Origin of the sequence: Saccharothrix luteola (assembly GCF_020859565.1) — a bacterium.
GTDB lineage: Bacteria > Actinomycetota > Actinomycetes > Mycobacteriales > Pseudonocardiaceae > Actinosynnema > Actinosynnema luteola.
This window is the reverse complement of record NZ_JAJHUO010000027.1, coordinates 1-16,409: the sequence shown is the minus strand read 5'-3', so window position 1 is coordinate 16,409 and position 16,409 is coordinate 1. Positions and strand designations below refer to the sequence as shown.

Sequence of the window (16,409 nt, the reverse complement as noted above, 5' to 3'; positions counted from 1 at the left end):
CTCCAACGGTCGTCGTCAGGCCTTCGGGCGTCACCCGCGGGCGGGTTCGCCTACGGAGTTGCGTCGCGCGTTGCGTCACCCGTGCCCGGACGGCGCGTCGGCCAGGCGACCGCCCAGTTCCCGTAACCGCTCGGCGAGGTCCGCGGTGGTCTCGATCAGGTCGGACAGGGACATCTCGGGCTCCACCGGGGTCCAGCCGCGGGCGAGGAAGCGGATGACCTCGGCGTTGTCCCGGAGTTCGGCGGCGAGCGCCTCCACCTGACCGGGCAGCGCCACCGCCGACCGCTCGGAGACCCGCCTGGCCCGGAACGCGCGCTGCCGGCACGCCGACGAGCAGTACCGACGGGGCCGGCCGGTGCTCCGCTCGGCGAACTCCTTCCGACACTGCTGGCAATTCAATTCGCGCGACTTTCGTTACGGGTCGCCTGCCGTTTTCACGTTGCGCAAAGGCGTGCCCGGCGCTTCCGGAGGCCAAGTCAGGTGAATGCGACGTCGACGTATCGGGTGAAGGCCGGTCGCTTGACGCCCTGCGATCGCCGGCGTGTACTGGTTTAGGCGGACGGACCGACAAAGCGAAAATGAGAAATACCGAATGCGTTGACCGGCCGGCCGTTCCGAGCACGGAGGAACGCGGTGGGATCGACCGGCCCGCGACCGGTCGCACTGCGCCCGACCATTCCGCGCCCTCGTTCGAATTTATCCGAATCGTCTCCTCTTGAAGGAGTTGTGCTGCCATGCCAACCCAGTACTCACTGACGGTCCGCAATGAATCTACCCAGTTCCAAGACCTGTGCGTCTATCAGCAGCCCGTGGACCTCGGCGTGCGCAACGCCATGTCGCTGGCCTGGCTGACCGCGCCGGCGTGGCCGGGCACCACCGTGACCTTCGAGTGGACCCTCGACTACAGCTTCGTGTGGTCGTACACGGGTTCGCTCAAGCCGGGCACGCGGTTCCGCGCGCAGGAGATCCGGCGGGCCAACCCGCAGGACCTGACCACGAACCAGATCCTGTTCGACTACACCGACGGCGCGCACCGCTTCGTGCCCGGCAAGGCGTTCGGCGTGCCGGAGCTCGGCAGCCTCTACATCCGGGAACTGCCGACGGTGCCCGCCGACGGCGCCTCGGTCGGCATCGGCATGTCGAACTCCGGCGTGTTCGCGGTGCAGGCGCAGCCCAACGAGAACCTCGTCTTCACGCCGCACCCCAGCTACTGGCTCACCGCGGGCACTTACGTCCACGGCGAGGTGCTCGACGTCGAGCAGATCAGCAACACCGTGGAACTGGACTACAACGCGGGCTTCGAGATGACCGCGGTGCTGCACCCGGACAACACGTGGTCGATCAGCACCGGCACGCAGTCGGTCGCGGCCTGAGCACACCCCTGACCGGATCTCTCCCCGGTCTGCCGTAGGACCCGTGCGCCGGAAGGCCCCTCCGGCGCACCGCGAAGGACGACGGGGTCGAGCTCCGGAGGCGTCCACGACCCGCCCAGCTCGACAGCCCGGGTGCCCCCACCACACCGGCCCGTCGTCCCGGGCGCAGAGCGCGACTCCCCCGGCGCGCTCTGCGCCCCCTCTCTCCCCTCTCCCCCCAGGAGTGAAGTCATGGCTTACAACACCATCGGCCCGGTCGACGTGATCAAGGCCCTCATCGAGTGGATCCAGGTCGAACAACCGACGATCGAAGCCCTCTCCCTGTTCGCGGGCGGCTGGGAAGGCTGGGCCCGCAACCAGTTCGCGCTGTGGCTGCAGGGCCAGCTCAAGCTGCGGCTGCGCAACAATAACCCGCTCGACGTGCTCACCGAGGCCAACCACATCCCGACCGGCGAGGGCTCGATCGCGGTCTTCGACAGCCCTCAGCAGCGCGCGGACATCGTGTTCAACGCGCTCAGCCCGACCGTGGAGGCCGAGCCGCCGGTGATCATCACGGAGCTGAAGTGCCAGTCGCCCAAACAGCCGTGGCCCGCGTTCCGCGCCGGGCTGAGCCGTGACGTCACCAAGCTCTACGGCGTCAACCCGGACGTCGACGACGCGTTCGGCCCGGAGAACGTGATGGTGCTGTCGCTGGGCATCTGCTTCAACGAGCCCGGCCTCCGCCCCGCCGCGGGCTACCGGGTCGAGAGCGCCGGACGCCAGTACGCCGTGCAGTGGTGGGCCGACCCCGGCCTGGTCGGCTGACCCGCTTTCCACCCCACCTGCGAGGAGCACACGGATGTCGAAACTCACGCTCGACCCCCACGAGGCCGTCGACAAGGTCGCTCAGTGGGTTGACGAGGAGCAGCCGCTGATCAACGAGGTCATCCGGTTCGCCGGGGATTGGGACGGGTGGGCGCACAACCAGTTCGCCAAGTGGTTGCAGCGGAACCTGCGCGACACCACCGGCAGGCTCGACCCGCTAGACGTCATGACCGAGGTCGGCCAGGTCTGGACCGGGCAGGCCGCCGTGCCGGTCTTCCGACGGCGGCCCGGCGAGCGCGTCGAGCGGGCGGACCTGGTCTTCAACGTGGACGAGAACGTCGACGAGCAGGCTCCGCCACTCATCGTGATGCAGCTCAGGTGCGAGTCCTCCACCACGGCTTGGACCGACTACCACGCCGCGCTGAGCACGGACGTCGCCCTGCTCCACCGGGTCGACCCGGCCCTGCTCCCCGATCCCGCGAGCCGCGGGAGGGTCGTCATCGCGCTGGGCATCGGCCCCTACTACGCCGACCACGACCGGGCCCCGGGCTTCACCGTCAGGTTCGCCGGCGGGAATCCCCTGGTCGCCGTCCAGTGGTGGAGCGACCTCGAGATCCACTGAGTCGGAGGTGGGGCCGGGCCGTCCGGCGGCCCGGCCCTACGAGTGGATGACCAGACCCCGGCCGCCGTCGCGCTTCGCCTCGTACATGGCCTTGTCCGCACGGCTGAGCACGGACGCGGCGGTGGCCTCGGGGTCGTGGTCGGCGCAGATCACCACGCCGACCGACGCGCTGATCTCCTCGCCGAGCGCGTCGAGGATGCGGAACGCCACCTTCTCCGGCTCCTCCAGCCCTTCGACCAGCACGCCGAACTCGTCGCCGCCGAGCCGGGCCACCACGTCGGTGTCGCGGACGCACTGCCGCAGCCGCTGCGCCACCCGTTCGAGCATCGCGTCGCCGTGCGCGTGGCCGGAGACGTCGTTGACCGCCTTGAAGTCGTCGAGGTCCACGAACAGCAGCCCGAACGGCGTGCCCTCGCCGTGGTGCCCGGCCATCGCCTCGTCCAGCCTGCGCTCGAACAGCGCCCGGTTGGCCAGCCCGGTCAACGGGTCGTGGTGCGCCTGGTGCGTCAGGGTGCGCTCGGACTCGCGCAGCAGCAGCACGAGCTTCGTGTTGTCCACAAGGGTCACCAGCTGCCGCAGGATCACCGCGACGAACACCGTGAAGCCGCAGCCGATCTCCACCGCGTCCAACGGCCCGAGGTCGCCGATGATCGTGCGCCGGAGCACCAGCACGGTGCTGATCAGTAAGGGCACGTACGGCATCAGCAGGTAGGCCCACTGCCACGGCCGCCGGTTGCGGCTCGGGCCGGTCGACGGCGACGGCACGGGCGCCAGCGCCGCCAGCGCGATCAGCGCCGGTCCCACCACGAACCCGGCGTTGGCCAGCGGCGGCACCTCCGGCGCCTGGACGCTGACCAGGTAGGCGAACGCGAAGTCGGACGCGGCCAGGCCCACCAGCCCGAGGCCCAACAACCGCAGCTGCGGTCGCAGCACGACCTTGCGGTCCGCGCTCAGCGCCACCACGATCACCAGCAGCACCAGGTCCGTCACCGGGTAGGCGATGGCCACCAGGAACGCCGCCGAACCCGGGTTCCCGGCCGCGACCAGCCCGCCGAGCGACGTGGTCCACGTCAGCACGAACAGCGACCCGACCACGATCAGGCCGTCCAGCAGCAGCACCAGCCGGGCGCTGCGGGAGCGGCGGTCGAGCAGCGCGTCGGGGGAGTCCGACCGGCGGAAGTTGCCGATGACGAGCAGCGCGACGAACGCGAACGGCACGATGCTGAGGTACCCGGCGTCCGCCGGCGACGGTGACGGCACCGCGCGCCGCTCGATCAACTGGTACCACGTCCACAACGCCTGGCCGGTGGACCAGCCCGCCATGCCGAACCCCATCGCCAGCCGCCAACGGCGGTCCGGCCCGGTCGCGCGGCGGGCCGTCCACCAGCAGCAACCGGTGGCGAACAGGCCGGTGGCGAGCTGGGCGAGGTCGTCGAGGACCACCGCGCCCTCGCCCTTGACGACGTCGAAGCTCGCGGCCACGGACGCGGCGGTGGCGATCGCCACCACGACCGCGGCCGTGATGGCGAACCGCCTCGTCCCGATCACGTCGGTCAGTGTGCCGCATTCCGGTGCCTTCGGCCGGGTCGCCCTGGGAGGATCGGCGGGTGGCAGAGCAGGAGGTTCCCGTCGCGGCCGACGTGGCGACGGAGCAGGAGTACGAGCGGTTCGCCCGGCACCGGATCGGCGAGTTGGGAGGCGACGCGGACGCGTTCGGCCTCTCGTACAACGTGCTGCACCTGGCGTACATGATGATCACCGACTACGAGGCGCTGGTGCACCGCGAGCAGGGGTGGACCATGCCCGGGTTCCGGTTGATGTTCAAGCTGTGGATCCTGGGCCCGACCCAGCCCGCGCGGCTGGCCGACCTGTCCGGCACGACCAGGTCGGCGATGTCCAACCTGATCAACACGCTGGAGCGGGCCGGGCTGGTCGAGCGGACCAGGGACGGCCAGGACCGGCGCGTGGTGTTCGTCGCGCTCACCGAGGAGGGCCGCACAGCGGTGTCGGGCGTCTTCCCGCACCAGAACGCGCGCGAGGCGCGCTGGTTCGAGGTGCTGGACTCCGACGAGCGCGCGCAGATGGTGCAATTGATCCGACGAGTGGCCGCCGCCCGTCCGAGGTAGTCCGGTCGAGACGCGGTTTTTCGCAATGTCGTCGCAATTTCAACGAACGGCGTGCGGATTGCCTGCGATCACCGTCGAATTCACGGGCGGGGTATGCCCGGTGGACTGGAAAGGGCGTCGGCATTTCTTCGGGGAAACATTCTTCCCAATATCTGGGAGCGGTTCCACTCGAATGGGGGAGCAAGGCTCTCGTCGCATTGCGCTACGGTCCTGTAACCGCCGTCACACCGCACTCGACCCCGTACGAGAAAGGCCGTTCATGCTGACCTCAGTGGCCGCGGCTGCATTGACCCTGTCCGCGCTCGTCCCATCCGGTGGAACAATGGTCGAGACCGCGCCCGAATACGTCACGGTCCAGGTCAGGACCGTGAACGGATCCGGTTGCCCGGCCGGCACCGCGGCGGTCGCCGCCTCGCCCGACCGCACCGCCTTCACCGTCACCTACAGCCAGTTCCTCGCGCAGGCCGGCGCCGACTCCGAGCCGACGGACTTCCGGAAGAACTGCCAGCTCACGCTGGATTTGAACTACCCCCAGGGCTTCACCTACGGCATCGCCAAGGCCGACTACCGCGGGTTCGCGCACCTCCAGCGCGGCGCGGTGGGCATGGAGCAGGGCAGCTACTACTTCCAGGGCATGTCGCCGACGGCCCGGAAGAGCCATTCCTACGCCGGGCCCTACAGCGACAACTGGCAGGCGACGGACGCCACGGAATGGGACGCCATCGTGTACGCGCCGTGCGGCGAACAGCGGATGTTCAACATCAACACCGAACTCCGGGTCACCGCCGGCACGTCGACCGGAACCAGTTTCATGGTGATGGACTCGACCGACAGCAACGTGAGCACCACGTACCACTTCTCGTGGAAGCGGTGCTAGGGCGGCCCGATTGGTGACCGGGCCAGGGACTTGCGTCAATTCGCCGCCGATACCGTGCTCATCGACGAGTCGGAAGGTGCTGCATGTTCAATTTCGTGGCGGCCGTCACCATGGCGGCGGCGGTGATCGTCATTCCTCCCGGCGGGGCGCCGAACACCACCCCGCCGCCGGATCACATGACCATCGACGTGGTGACCGTCAACGGCTCCGGATGCCCGGCCGGTACCGCGGCCGTGGCGGTCTCACCGGACAACAAGGCGTTCACCGTCACCTACAGCCAGTTCATGGCGCAGGTGGGCGTAGGCGCACTGCCCACCGACTTCCGGAAGAACTGCCAGCTCAACCTGAGGCTGAACATCCCACAGGGGTTCACCTACGGCATCGCGCAAACCGACTACCGCGGCTTCGCCCACCTCGAGCGGGGCGCGACCGGTCTGGAACGGGCCAACTACTACTTCCAGGGCATGTCGCCGACGGCGTACCGGAGCCACAGCTACGCGGGACCGTTCAGCGACGACTGGCAGGCCACCGACACCACCGAACTCGCCGCGATCGTCTACCACCCGTGCGGCGAGCAACGGCTGTTCAACATCAACACGGAGTTGCGGGTGGGCGCCGGGTCGTCCGACACCACGACGACCACCAGCTTCATGTCCATGGACTCCACGGACGGCAGCGTCGAGACGACGTACCACTTCGCCTGGAAGACCTGCCCGTGAGCGAACCGGCCCGGTGAGTGGTGGGCCCCACCCACCGGACCGGCCCGCGTGAGCGCGTGCGCGAAAGGCTCGACCGGTTGGCGCACGCGCCGATCCGACTTCCCGCGCGGCCGGACCACGCTGTCCGGCCGGGCGGGAAGGCCGTCCCCGGCCGCACGTCGTTGTGCGACCGGGGACGAGTCACACGAGCGGCCGGTCGGTCGGCTCGATCGGCCTGGGCAGCACGGCCCGGCCCGTCAGGTAGGCGTCCACGCCGGCGGCGGCCGAGCGGCCCTCGGCGATGGCCCACACGATCAGCGACTGGCCGCGGCCCATGTCGCCGGCCACGAACACGCCGTCGACCGAGGTGGCGAACTGCTCGTCGCGGGCCACGTTGCCGCGCGCGTCGAGGTCGACGCCCAGCTCGGTGAGCAGGCCGTCCTTCTCCGGACCGACGAAGCCCATCGCCAGCGTCACCAGCTGCGCCGGGATCTCCCGCTCGCTGCCGGGCACCGGCTCGAACCGCCCGCCGGACGCCTCGACCTCGACCAGCTTCAATGCCCGCACCGCGCCCTCGTCGTCGCCGAGGAACTCCACGGTGGACACCGAGTACAGCCGCTCGCCGCCCTCCTCGTGCGCCGACGAGACCCGGTAGAGCATCGGGTAGGTCGGCCACGGGTGCGCCTCGGCGCGCTTCTCCGGCGGCCGGGGCATGATCTCCAGCTGCGTCACCGACAACGCGCCCTGGCGGTGGGCCGTGCCGACGCAGTCCGCGCCGGTGTCGCCGCCGCCGATGACGACGACGTGCTTGCCCTCAGCGGTGATCGGCGGCGCGTCCAGCTCGCCGCGCGCGACCTTGTTGGCCCCCGGCAGGTACTCCATCGCCTGGTGCACGCCCGTCAGCGCCCGGCCGGGCACCGGCAGGTCCCGCCACGCCGTCGCGCCGCCGGCCAGCACCACCGCGTCGTAGGACTCCCGCAGCTGCTCGACGGTGACGTCGACGCCGACGTTCACGTTCGTCCGGAACTCGGTGCCCTCGGCCCGCATCTGGTCCAACCGGCGGTCCAGCCGCCACTTCTCCATCTTGAACTCGGGGATGCCGTAGCGCAGCAGCCCGCCGATCGCGTCGGCCCGCTCCAGCACCACGACCGAGTGACCGGCCCGGGTCAGCTGTTGCGCGGCGGCCAGGCCCGCCGGCCCGGAACCCACCACGGCCACCGAACGGCCGGTGCGCGTGGCGGGCAGCTGGGGCGTGACCCAACCCTCGTCCCACGCCCGGTCGATGATGGAGATCTCGACCCGCTTGATGGTGACGGGATCGCCGTTGATCCCCACCACGCACGCGGCCTCGCACGGCGCCGGGCACAACGTCCCGGTGAACTCCGGGAAGTTGTTGGTCGCGTGCAGCCGGTCCGACGCCTTGCGCCAGTCGTCGCTGAACACCAGGTTGTTCCACTCGGGGATCAGGTTCCCCAGCGGACAGCCCTGGTGGCAGAACGGGATGCCGCAGTCCATGCACCGGCCGGCCTGCTTCTCCAGCTTGGGCCGCTCGAACTCCTCGTACACCTCGCGCCAGTCGCGCAGGCGCAGGAAAACGGGACGGCTGCGCGGAGTCTCACGCTCGGTGGTGAGGAACCCACGAGGGTCAGCCATGAGACGCCTCCATGATCGCTTCGTTGACGTCCCGGCCTTCGAGCTCGGCCCGGGCCTGTGCCGCCAGCACCCGCTTGTAGTCCTTCGGCATGACCTTCGTGAACCGGTCCGCGGCCAGGTCCCAGTCGGCCAGCAGCGCGTGCGCCACCGCCGAGTCCGTTTCCAGGTAGTGCTTCTCCACCGCGCGCCGCAGGAACTCGCGGTCCGACTCGTCCACCGGGTCCAGGTCCACCATCTCGGGGTTGACCCGCTGCACGGCCGCGTCCAGCACGTAGGCGATGCCGCCGGACATGCCCGCCGCGAAGTTGCGCCCGGTCGCGCCGAGCACGACCACCCGGCCGCCGGTCATGTACTCGCACCCGTGGTCGCCCACGCCCTCGACGACGGCCAGCGCGCCCGAGTTGCGCACGCAGAACCGCTCGCCGACCTTGCCGCGCAGGAAGATCTCGCCGCCGGTCGCGCCGTAGCCGATCACGTTGCCCGCGATGATGTGCTGCTCGGCGGCGAACTGGGCGTCGGGCACCGGCCGGACGACGATCCGCCCGCCCGACAGGCCCTTGGCCACGTAGTCGTTCGCGTCGCCGATGAGCCGCAACGTGATGCCGCGCGGCAGGAACGCGCCGAACGACTGCCCGGCCGTGCCGGTGAACGTGATGTCGATCGTGTCGTCGGGCAGGCCCTCGCCGCCCCACCGCTTTGTCACCTCGGAGCCGAGCATGGTGCCGACGGTGCGGTTGACGTTGCGCACCGGCAGTTCCAGCCGCACCCGGTCACCGGAGGCGATCGCGCCCTCCGCGAGCTGGATCAGCGTGTTGTCCAGCGCCTTGTCCAGGCCGTGGTCCTGGGAGGTGGTGCGGTGCCGCGCCGCGCCCTCGGGCAACGGCGGCACGTGGAAGATCGGCGACAGGTCGAGCCCGGCCGCCTTCCAGTGGTCGACCGCGGCCCGCGTGTCGAGCAGGTCCGCGTGCCCGACGGCCTCGGCCAGGGTGTGGAAACCCAGCTGCGCCAACAGCTCCCGGACCTCCTGCGCGACGAACTCGAAGAAGTTCACCACGTGCTCGGCCTGGCCCGCGAACTTCGCCCGCAGCACCGGGTTCTGCGTGGCCACGCCCACCGGGCAGGTGTCCAGGTGGCAGACCCGCATCATGACGCAGCCCGAGACGACCAGGGGAGCGGTGGCGAAGCCGAACTCCTCCGCGCCGAGCAGCGCCGCGATCACCACGTCGCGCCCGGTCTTGAGCTGGCCGTCGGTCTGCACCACGATCCGGTCGCGCAACCGGTTGGCGAGCAACGTCTGCTGCGTCTCGGCCAGGCCGAGCTCCCACGGCCCGCCCGCGTGCTTGATGGACGACAGGGGGGACGCGCCGGTGCCGCCGTCGTGGCCGGAGATCAGCACGACGTCCGCGTGCGCCTTGGAGACGCCCGCCGCGACCGTGCCGACGCCGACCTCGGAGACGAGCTTCACGTGGATGCGCGCCGCCGGGTTGGCGTTCTTCAGGTCGTGGATGAGCTGCGCCAGGTCCTCGATCGAGTAGATGTCGTGGTGCGGCGGCGGCGAGATCAGGCCGACGCCGGGCGTGGAGTGCCGGGTCTTGGCGATCCACGGGTACACCTTCGCGCCGGGCAGTTGGCCGCCCTCGCCGGGCTTCGCGCCCTGCGCCATCTTGATCTGGATGTCGTCGGCGTTGACCAGGTACTCGCTCGTGACGCCGAACCGGCCGGACGCCACCTGCTTGATGGCGCTGCGCCGGGAGTCCCCGTTGGCGTCGGGGGTGAACCGCTCGGCGTCCTCACCGCCCTCACCGGTGTTGGACTTCGCTCCCAGCCGGTTCATCGCGATGGCCAGCACCTCGTGCATCTCCTTCGAGATGGACCCGTAGGAGATGGCGCCGGTGGCGAACCGCTTCACGATGGACGAGACCGGCTCGACCTCGTCGATCGGCACCGGCTCGCGCACGCCCTCCTTGAACGCGAACAGCCCGCGCAGCGTCATCAGCCGCTTGGCCTGCTCGTCCACGCCCCGGGTGTACTCCTTGAAGATGTCGTAACGCCCGGTGCGCGTGGAGTGCTGGAGCTTGAACACGGTCTGCGGGTTGAACAGGTGCGCCTCGCCCTCGCGGCGCCACTGGTAGTCGCCGCCGACCTCCAGCTCGCGGTGGTGCGCCCGGACGCCGTCGGCCGGGAACGCCATCCGGTGCCGCCGCGCGACTTCCTCGGCGATGACGTCGAAGCCGACGCCGCCCAGCCGCGAGGTGGTGCCGGTGAAGCACGTGTCCACGACCTCGTCGCCGAGGCCGATCGCCTCGAAGATCTGCGCGCCGGTGTAGGACGCCACGGTCGAGACGCCCATCTTGGACATCGTCTTGCGCACGCCCTTGCCCAGCGCCTTGATCAGGTTGCGGGTGGCCACCTCCGGCTCGACGTCCGGCAGCTCCTCGACCGACGCCATCGCCAGGTACGGGTTCACCGCCTTCGCGCCGTAGCCGACGAGCAGCGCGATGTGGTGCACCTCGCGGGCGTCGCCCGACTCCACGATCAGGTCGACCTGGGTGCGGGTCTTCTCCCGCACCAGGTGGTGGTGCACCGCGCCGGTCAGCAGCAGCGACGGGATCGGCGCGTGCTCCTGGTCGACGCCCCGGTCCGACAGCACGACCAGCCGCGCGCCGTCCCGGATCGCCTGCGACACCTCGGCCCGGATCTCGTCCAGCCGCCGCACGAGCGCCTCGCCGCCGCCCGCGACCTCGTAGAGGCCGCGCACGGTGAACGTGCGGAACTCCGGCAGCGTGCCGTCGTCGTCCACGTGCACGAGCTTGGCCAGCTCGTCGTTGTCCAGCACGGGGAACGGCAACGAGATCCGGCGGCACGACGTGGCGTCGACGGCGAGCAGGTTCGGCTCGGCGCCGAGCGTGGCGTGCAGCGAGGTCACCAGCTCCTCGCGGATCGCGTCCAGCGGCGGGTTGGTCACCTGCGCGAAGAGCTGCGTGAAGTAGTCGAACAGCTGCCGCGGCCGGTCCGACAGCGGCGCGAAGGGCGCGTCGTTGCCCATCGAGCCGATCGGTTCCGCGCCGGAGCGCGCCATCGGGCGCAGCAGCAGCGCCATTTCCTCTTCCGTGTAGCCGAACGCCTGCTGACGGCGCACCAGGGACGAGTGCGTCGGCACCTCGCGCTCACGCGCCGGGAGGTCGGCCAGGTGCAGGATGCCGTCGGCGACCCACTCCTGGTACGGGTGCTCGGCCGCGAGCTGCCCCTTGATCTCCTCGTCGTCGATGATCCGCCCCTGGGCGGTGTCGACCAGGAACATCCGGCCCGGCTCGAGCCTGCCCTTGCGCACGATCGTGGCCGGGTCGAGCTCGAGCACGCCCGCCTCGCTGCCGAGCACGACCAGGCCGTCCTCGGTGACCCAGTACCGGGCCGGGCGCAGGCCGTTGCGGTCGAGCACCGCGCCGATCAGCGTGCCGTCGGTGAAGGCCACGAGCGCCGGGCCGTCCCACGGCTCCATGAGAGTGGAGTGGAACTCGTAGAACGCGCGCCGTTGCGCGTCCATCTCGGCGTGGTTCTCCCACGCCTCGGGGATCATCATCAGCACCGCGTGCGGCAGGCTGCGCCCGCCCAGGTGCAGCAGCTCCAGCACTTCGTCGAACGTCGCCGAGTCGCTGGCGCCGCGCGTGATGACCGGGAACACCCGGGACAGGTCACCGGGGATCAGGTCGGTGGCGAGCATCGACTCGCGCGCGTCCATCCAGTTCCGGTTGCCGCGCAACGTGTTGATCTCGCCGTTGTGCGCCACGTACCGGTACGGGTGGGCCAGCGGCCACGACGGGAACGTGTTGGTGGAGAACCGCGAGTGCACCAGGCCGATCGAGCTGGTGACCCGCTCGTCGGTCAGGTCGGGGAAGAACTTCTCCACCTGCGGCTCGGTGAGCATGCCCTTGTAGACGATCGTCCGCCCGGACAGGCTCGGGAAGTACACGTCGGTCGCGTGCTCGACGCGCTTGCGCACCACGAACGCCAGGCGTTCCAGTTCCAGGCCTTCCGCGCCGCTGAGGAAGAGCTGGCTGAACGCGGGCATGGTGGTCTTCGCCGTGGGGCCGACGTGGTCGGCGTCCACCGGCAGTTCGCGCCACCCGAGGACCGTCGCGCCCTCCTCGGCGGCGATGCGCTCGATCTGCCCCTTGACCTCGTCCTGACCCTCCTGGGGGAGGAACGCGGTGCCGACCGCGTAGCCGCCGGGCTCGGGCAAGGGGAAGCCGACGACCTCGCGGTAGAACTCGTCGGGCACCTGGATCAGGATGCCCGCGCCGTCGCCGGTCTCCGGTTCGGCGCCACGCGCTCCCCGGTGTTCGAGGTTGCGCAGCGCCACCAGGGCCTGGTTGACGATCGCGTGGTTTCTGCGACCGGCCAGGTCGGCGACGAACGCGACACCGCAGGCGTCGTGCTCGTACTGCGGGTCGTAAAGGCCTTGCGGCTGGTGGTGGGTCACAACGGGCCCTCCCGTGGCGTCGTCCGGGCATACGGAGACGGCCGAACGCCCGCGCGCGGCTTGACGCGGACAACTCGGCCTGCAGGTACTGGCTGTGGACCCACGCCCGAGAGATCGTCGGCGTGGGTTCCGCACTCCGTTGTGCGGGAGAACTGCACTTGCTCGTGCGCGCCTCGCGACCGGATGGGGCCGTTCGGGAGCGCTTGGCGGTGCACCGGGATTGCCGGGGTCTTGTGACGATAGTGTGAATTCGCGGTTATGGCTCTAGTCCGACAGGGCGTCGTGGTGAATCACACCACTACTTGACGCCGTTCCGACCAACCGGGTACACCCGGTCGGACCAGAGTTTCGCTCAGTTTCGCAACTTCAGTGCCAGGTGAAATCAGCTGGCTGCTCTTCTGGACTCCCGTCCGCAGCCCACCGCGACGACGAGGCACAGCGCCGCGAGCGCGCCCTGCCACCACGCGGCCTCGCTTACGGCCAAGATCACGTTGACGCCCGAGACCAGCGCGAACAGCGCCGCGAGCAGCGCCCAGAGCCGGCGTTCGGCCTTCACGCCGCGCAGGAGGGGCAACGATGTCGGTGGGTGGGTCACGGCGCGCACCTCCAGTCCGGGCCTGCCGCGCTCGACGGCGACAAGTCGGCTGCGGGTACCCGCACTTTGCGTACCTCACACCTTCAGGTGACGACTTTTTTCGACGGGCTCGCGAGGCCGTGCGCGCAGCGTGATCGGGGTCAGCCGACCGTTACTCCGAACAGGAGGCCGACGTAGTACGTGACGATCATCGTGAGCGACCCGACGACCACGTTGCGGCGCACCGCGCGGCCGACCCGGCTCGCCCCGAGGCGGGCGCTGACCACACCGGTGAGCACCAGCCCGCCCAGCACGGCCAGCGCGCACGCCCACACCCGCCACGCGGTCGGCGGCAGCACGATCGCGACCAGCGGGATCAGCGCGCCGACCGCGAACGCCGCCAGCGACGCCCACGCGGCCTGCCACGGGCTGGTCAGGTTGTCCGGGTCGATCTGCAGCTCGGCCTCGGCGTGCGCGCGCAGGGCGTCCTGCTCGGTCAGCTCGCGGGCGACCTGCGCGGCGAGGTCCTCCGACAGCCCCTTGTCCTGGTAGATCCCGGCGAGCTCGCGTTCCTCCTCCTCGGGCATCTCGCGCAGCTCACGCGCCTCGAGCCGGAGCGCGGCCCGCTCGGTGTCCCGCTGGGTGCTGACCGACACGTACTCGCCGCCCGCCATGGACAGCGAGCCCGCGACGAGCCCGGCCACGCCCGCCGCGAAGATCGTGGTGCGGTCCGCGGTGGCGCCCGCGACGCCGACCACGAGCCCCGCCGTCGACACGATGCCGTCGTTGGCGCCCAGGACGCCGGCGCGCAGCCAGTTGAGCCGGCCGGGGAGGTCGTGGTGGGGTTCGTCGGCGTGCGTCATGACCGTGATCGAACCACCACTCGGCTAACGGGTGGAGTCTGTCCCGCGAACGGGTGAAAGCATGGACAGCGGGAGCGGTGCGCCCGCCGGGGCCGGGCTGATCGGCTCCCGGCTGACGAATCAGGGGAGCGGTGGTCAGCAGGCGTGCGGTGCTGCTCGGGTTCGGCGCGGTGGTCGGGTCGGTCGCGGCCACGCTGCCGCCCCGTGCCGCCCCGTGCCGCCCGACGGCGCATCGAGCGGTGCGCCGAGTGGGGTGCGCGAACGCCGGTTGAACAGCCGGTGCCGTTGGGTCGTGGGCCTGCACGGTGGTCTGCCGGCAGTACTCGATCCCGCCGGCGGAGATCCACGGCCACCGGGACTTCTGGGACGGCACCGCGTGCCGGGGCGACGCCTCCCACGCGTTGCTGCCGAGGCTGCGCGCCGAGGTCGCGCCGGCGGTCCAGGACCGGGTGCTTGGTGCGGGGCGGTCAGCCGGCTTCCACGATCCGCCACTGCGGTCCGCCGACCCAGGTGGCCTCGAGCCGGGACCGGTGGCCGCCGCCGGTGAACTCGACCACGACGGCGTCCGCGGGCTGTTCGACGGTGGCGGCGAAGCCCTGGCGCGGGGTGGCCGAGATGGGCTCCATGTCCTTGGCGGAGAAGCTGATCGCGGCGACCCCGCCGTGCAGGGTGAAGCTGCGGAGGTAGACCGGTTCACCGTTCCGCTCGGTCCACGTGCCGTTCTCCGACGGCAGGGGTGGCGTGGTCGTGGTGGTGGTCGGGACGACCGTCGTCGTCGTGGTCGGCGCGATCGTGGCGATCACCGCGACGGTGGTCGTCGTCGTGGCGATCGTGGTGGTGGTGGTCGTCGTGATCGCCGACGACTGCGTGGGTCCGGCGACGACGCGCGGCCGTTCGGGCGCGCCCGCGTCCAGCACGAACCGGATGCCCAGCCAGGACAGCACCACCGCGACCGCCGTCGACGCCGACCACGCGGCGAAGTACTGCAGGCCCCTGGTCACGCGGACATCCTGCCGGCGGGACCGGCGTCGTGGCCCCCTCGGCTCAGCACTTGGCGCCGGGGGTGGTGACGTGGTTGCCGACGTCGTCCCGGTCGGCGGCGGCGAGCACGGTGTCGAGCAGGTGCGGGAAGCGGGCGTCGATGTCGTCGCGGCGGAGTCGGAGGTAGCAGCGGGTGCCCTCCTCGCGCCGCCAGGTCAGGCCCGCGGCGTTGAGCACCTTGAGGTGGTGGCTGAGCGTGGACTTGGCGACGGGCGCGTCGAACTCGCCGAAGTTGACCTCCTCGCCGTCGGCGAGCAGGCGGACCAGGCCGACGCGGAGGGGGTCGCTGAGCGCCGCGAGGACGTCGGTCAGGGTGAGCTGATCGACGTCCGGGTTGATGTCGGCGTGGCGCACGTCTCCCAGTCTAGATGTTCGATGGTTTGCGAACATCGAACTGGCGGGCGTAGGTTGTTCGATGTTCACCGAACATCGAACGAGGTGGGGACCATGGAGTTTGACGGGCAGCTCGCGCTGGTCACGGGCAGCACGGCGGGCATCGGGCGGGAGACCGCGCGGTTGCTGGCGGCCGGTGGCGCGACGGTGATCGTCACGGGGCGGGACGAGGCGCGCGGTGCCCGGACCGTGGCGTCGATCGAGGCGGACGGCGGGCGGGCGAAGTTCCTCGCCGCCGACATGGCGGACCTGGCGTCCGTGCGTGCGTTGGCGGAGGCCGTCGGGGAGGTGGACGTGCTGGTCAACAACGCGGGCATCTTCCCGTTCGCGGCGACCGTCGACCAGGACGAGGAGGGCTTCCAGCGGCTGTTCGACGTGAACGTGCGGGCGCCGTTCTTCCTGACCGCCGCGCTGCTGCCGGGCATGGCGGCCCGGGGTCGGGGCAGCGTGGTCAACGTGTCGACGTCCGCGACCTCGTTCGCCGTGCCGGGCGCGGCGGCGTACTCGGCGACCAAGGCGGCGCTGGAATCCCTGACCCGGACGTGGGCCGTGGAGTTCCGCGGCACCGGGGTCCGCGTGAACGCCATCGCGCCGGGCGCCACCGTGACCGAGGGGACGCAGGCCCTCGCCCCCGACGCCGTCGACGAGACCGGCCGCAAGTCCCCGCTCGGCCGCACGGCTTCGGCGCGCGAGATCGCCGAGGCCGTCGTCTTCCTCGCCTCTCCTCGCGCCGCCTACGTCCACGGCGAACTGCTCCAAGCCGACGGCGGCCGCACCATCGGCTAACCCCCGCGCGTGTCGAACACTCAGGTCCCGCGTGTCGAACCTCCAGCGCCCCCGTGTCCTACGTTCCGGTACCCCGAGTTCAACGCTCAGGACGGCGGGACGTGTCCTGAGCGTTGAAC

The 16,409-nt window shown here is 70.7% G+C and carries 15 protein-coding genes; 7 read left to right on the top strand and 8 right to left on the bottom strand.

The window, feature by feature from the left end; all coding sequences use genetic code 11:
• Positions 1-75: 75 nt before the first annotated feature.
• The gene (locus tag LNK82_RS33275) at positions 76-399 is read right to left on the bottom strand and encodes a hypothetical protein (RefSeq protein ID WP_230570878.1); all 324 of its coding nucleotides are present in this window, start codon (positions 397-399) and stop codon (positions 76-78) included.
• A gap of 335 nt (positions 400-734) precedes the next feature.
• Between LNK82_RS33275 and LNK82_RS33270 the strand changes: the two genes are divergently transcribed.
• From LNK82_RS33270 to LNK82_RS33260, 3 genes are all read left to right on the top strand, one after another.
• The gene (locus LNK82_RS33270; RefSeq protein WP_230570877.1) at positions 735-1,373 is read left to right on the top strand and encodes a RhiA family protein; all 639 of its coding nucleotides are present in this window, start codon (positions 735-737) and stop codon (positions 1,371-1,373) included.
• Positions 1,374-1,604: 231 nt separating this feature from the next.
• The gene (locus LNK82_RS33265; protein ID WP_230570876.1) at positions 1,605-2,177 is read left to right on the top strand and encodes a hypothetical protein; all 573 of its coding nucleotides are present in this window, start codon (positions 1,605-1,607) and stop codon (positions 2,175-2,177) included.
• A gap of 34 nt (positions 2,178-2,211) precedes the next feature.
• A complete protein-coding gene (locus LNK82_RS33260) occupies positions 2,212-2,799 on the top strand; it encodes a hypothetical protein (protein ID WP_230570875.1) in 588 nt (195 codons plus the stop codon).
• A gap of 36 nt (positions 2,800-2,835) precedes the next feature.
• Here the strand turns inward: LNK82_RS33260 and LNK82_RS48415 are convergent, their stop codons facing one another.
• Entirely contained in the window at positions 2,836-3,501 is a 666-nt protein-coding gene (locus LNK82_RS48415) for a diguanylate cyclase domain-containing protein (protein ID WP_372470718.1), read from the bottom strand.
• Positions 3,502-4,406: 905 nt separating this feature from the next.
• Here LNK82_RS48415 and LNK82_RS47955 point away from each other — a divergent pair.
• The 3 genes from LNK82_RS47955 (at position 4,407) to LNK82_RS33240 (ending at position 6,521) form a co-directional block, all read left to right on the top strand.
• A complete protein-coding gene (locus tag LNK82_RS47955) occupies positions 4,407-4,925 on the top strand; it encodes a MarR family winged helix-turn-helix transcriptional regulator (RefSeq protein WP_230570873.1) in 519 nt (172 codons plus the stop codon).
• A 259-nt stretch (positions 4,926-5,184) separates the two neighbouring features.
• Complete coding sequence (locus tag LNK82_RS33245; RefSeq protein ID WP_230570872.1) at positions 5,185-5,802, top strand: DUF4360 domain-containing protein; 618 nt, start codon at positions 5,185-5,187, stop codon at positions 5,800-5,802.
• Between the two features lie 110 nt (positions 5,803-5,912).
• Positions 5,913-6,521, top strand: coding sequence for a DUF4360 domain-containing protein (locus tag LNK82_RS33240; RefSeq protein ID WP_372470717.1), 609 nt, complete (start codon positions 5,913-5,915; stop codon positions 6,519-6,521).
• Positions 6,522-6,701: 180 nt separating this feature from the next.
• On the opposite strand, the gene LNK82_RS33235 is transcribed toward LNK82_RS33240, so the two are convergent.
• From LNK82_RS33235 to LNK82_RS33210, 6 genes are all read right to left on the bottom strand, one after another.
• The gene (locus tag LNK82_RS33235; RefSeq protein ID WP_230570870.1) at positions 6,702-8,153 is read right to left on the bottom strand and encodes a glutamate synthase subunit beta; all 1,452 of its coding nucleotides are present in this window, start codon (positions 8,151-8,153) and stop codon (positions 6,702-6,704) included.
• Positions 8,146-12,633 (bottom strand): glutamate synthase large subunit, encoded by a 4,488-nt coding sequence (gene gltB / locus LNK82_RS33230; protein WP_230570869.1) that lies wholly within the window; start codon positions 12,631-12,633, stop codon positions 8,146-8,148. The genes LNK82_RS33235 and gltB overlap by 8 nt, the downstream gene beginning before the upstream one ends.
• Positions 12,634-13,015: 382 nt before the next feature.
• Complete coding sequence (locus LNK82_RS33225; protein ID WP_230570868.1) at positions 13,016-13,228, bottom strand: hypothetical protein; 213 nt, start codon at positions 13,226-13,228, stop codon at positions 13,016-13,018.
• A 140-nt stretch (positions 13,229-13,368) separates the two neighbouring features.
• The gene (locus LNK82_RS33220; RefSeq protein WP_230570867.1) at positions 13,369-14,070 is read right to left on the bottom strand and encodes a VIT1/CCC1 transporter family protein; all 702 of its coding nucleotides are present in this window, start codon (positions 14,068-14,070) and stop codon (positions 13,369-13,371) included.
• Positions 14,071-14,537: 467 nt separating this feature from the next.
• Positions 14,538-15,071 carry a hypothetical protein gene (locus LNK82_RS33215; RefSeq protein WP_230570866.1) on the bottom strand — a complete coding sequence of 178 codons (534 nt, stop codon included), beginning with the start codon at positions 15,069-15,071 and terminating at the stop codon, positions 14,538-14,540.
• A 43-nt stretch (positions 15,072-15,114) separates the two neighbouring features.
• Positions 15,115-15,465, bottom strand: a complete 351-nt coding sequence (locus LNK82_RS33210; protein WP_308257371.1) for an ArsR/SmtB family transcription factor — start codon at positions 15,463-15,465, stop codon at positions 15,115-15,117.
• A gap of 93 nt (positions 15,466-15,558) precedes the next feature.
• Here LNK82_RS33210 and LNK82_RS33205 point away from each other — a divergent pair, with 93 nt between their 5' ends.
• Complete coding sequence (locus LNK82_RS33205) at positions 15,559-16,290, top strand: SDR family NAD(P)-dependent oxidoreductase (protein ID WP_230570865.1); 732 nt, start codon at positions 15,559-15,561, stop codon at positions 16,288-16,290.
• The last annotated feature ends 119 nt before the right edge of the window (positions 16,291-16,409 follow it).

Coding starts and splice junctions, on each gene's coding strand:
- LNK82_RS33260 (WP_230570875.1), top strand. CDS start 2,212: ATGTCGAAACTCACGCTCGACCCCCACGAGGCCGTCGACAAGGTCGCT.
- LNK82_RS33235 (WP_230570870.1), bottom strand. CDS start 8,153: ATGGCTGACCCTCGTGGGTTCCTCACCACCGAGCGTGAGACTCCGCGC.
- LNK82_RS33220 (WP_230570867.1), bottom strand. CDS start 14,070: ATGACGCACGCCGACGAACCCCACCACGACCTCCCCGGCCGGCTCAAC.
- LNK82_RS33205 (WP_230570865.1), top strand. CDS start 15,559: ATGGAGTTTGACGGGCAGCTCGCGCTGGTCACGGGCAGCACGGCGGGC.
- LNK82_RS48415 (WP_372470718.1), bottom strand. CDS start 3,501: ATGCCGTACGTGCCCTTACTGATCAGCACCGTGCTGGTGCTCCGGCGC.
- LNK82_RS33270 (WP_230570877.1), top strand. CDS start 735: ATGCCAACCCAGTACTCACTGACGGTCCGCAATGAATCTACCCAGTTC.
- LNK82_RS33240 (WP_372470717.1), top strand. CDS start 5,913: ATGGCGGCGGCGGTGATCGTCATTCCTCCCGGCGGGGCGCCGAACACC.
- LNK82_RS33265 (WP_230570876.1), top strand. CDS start 1,605: ATGGCTTACAACACCATCGGCCCGGTCGACGTGATCAAGGCCCTCATC.
- LNK82_RS33245 (WP_230570872.1), top strand. CDS start 5,185: ATGCTGACCTCAGTGGCCGCGGCTGCATTGACCCTGTCCGCGCTCGTC.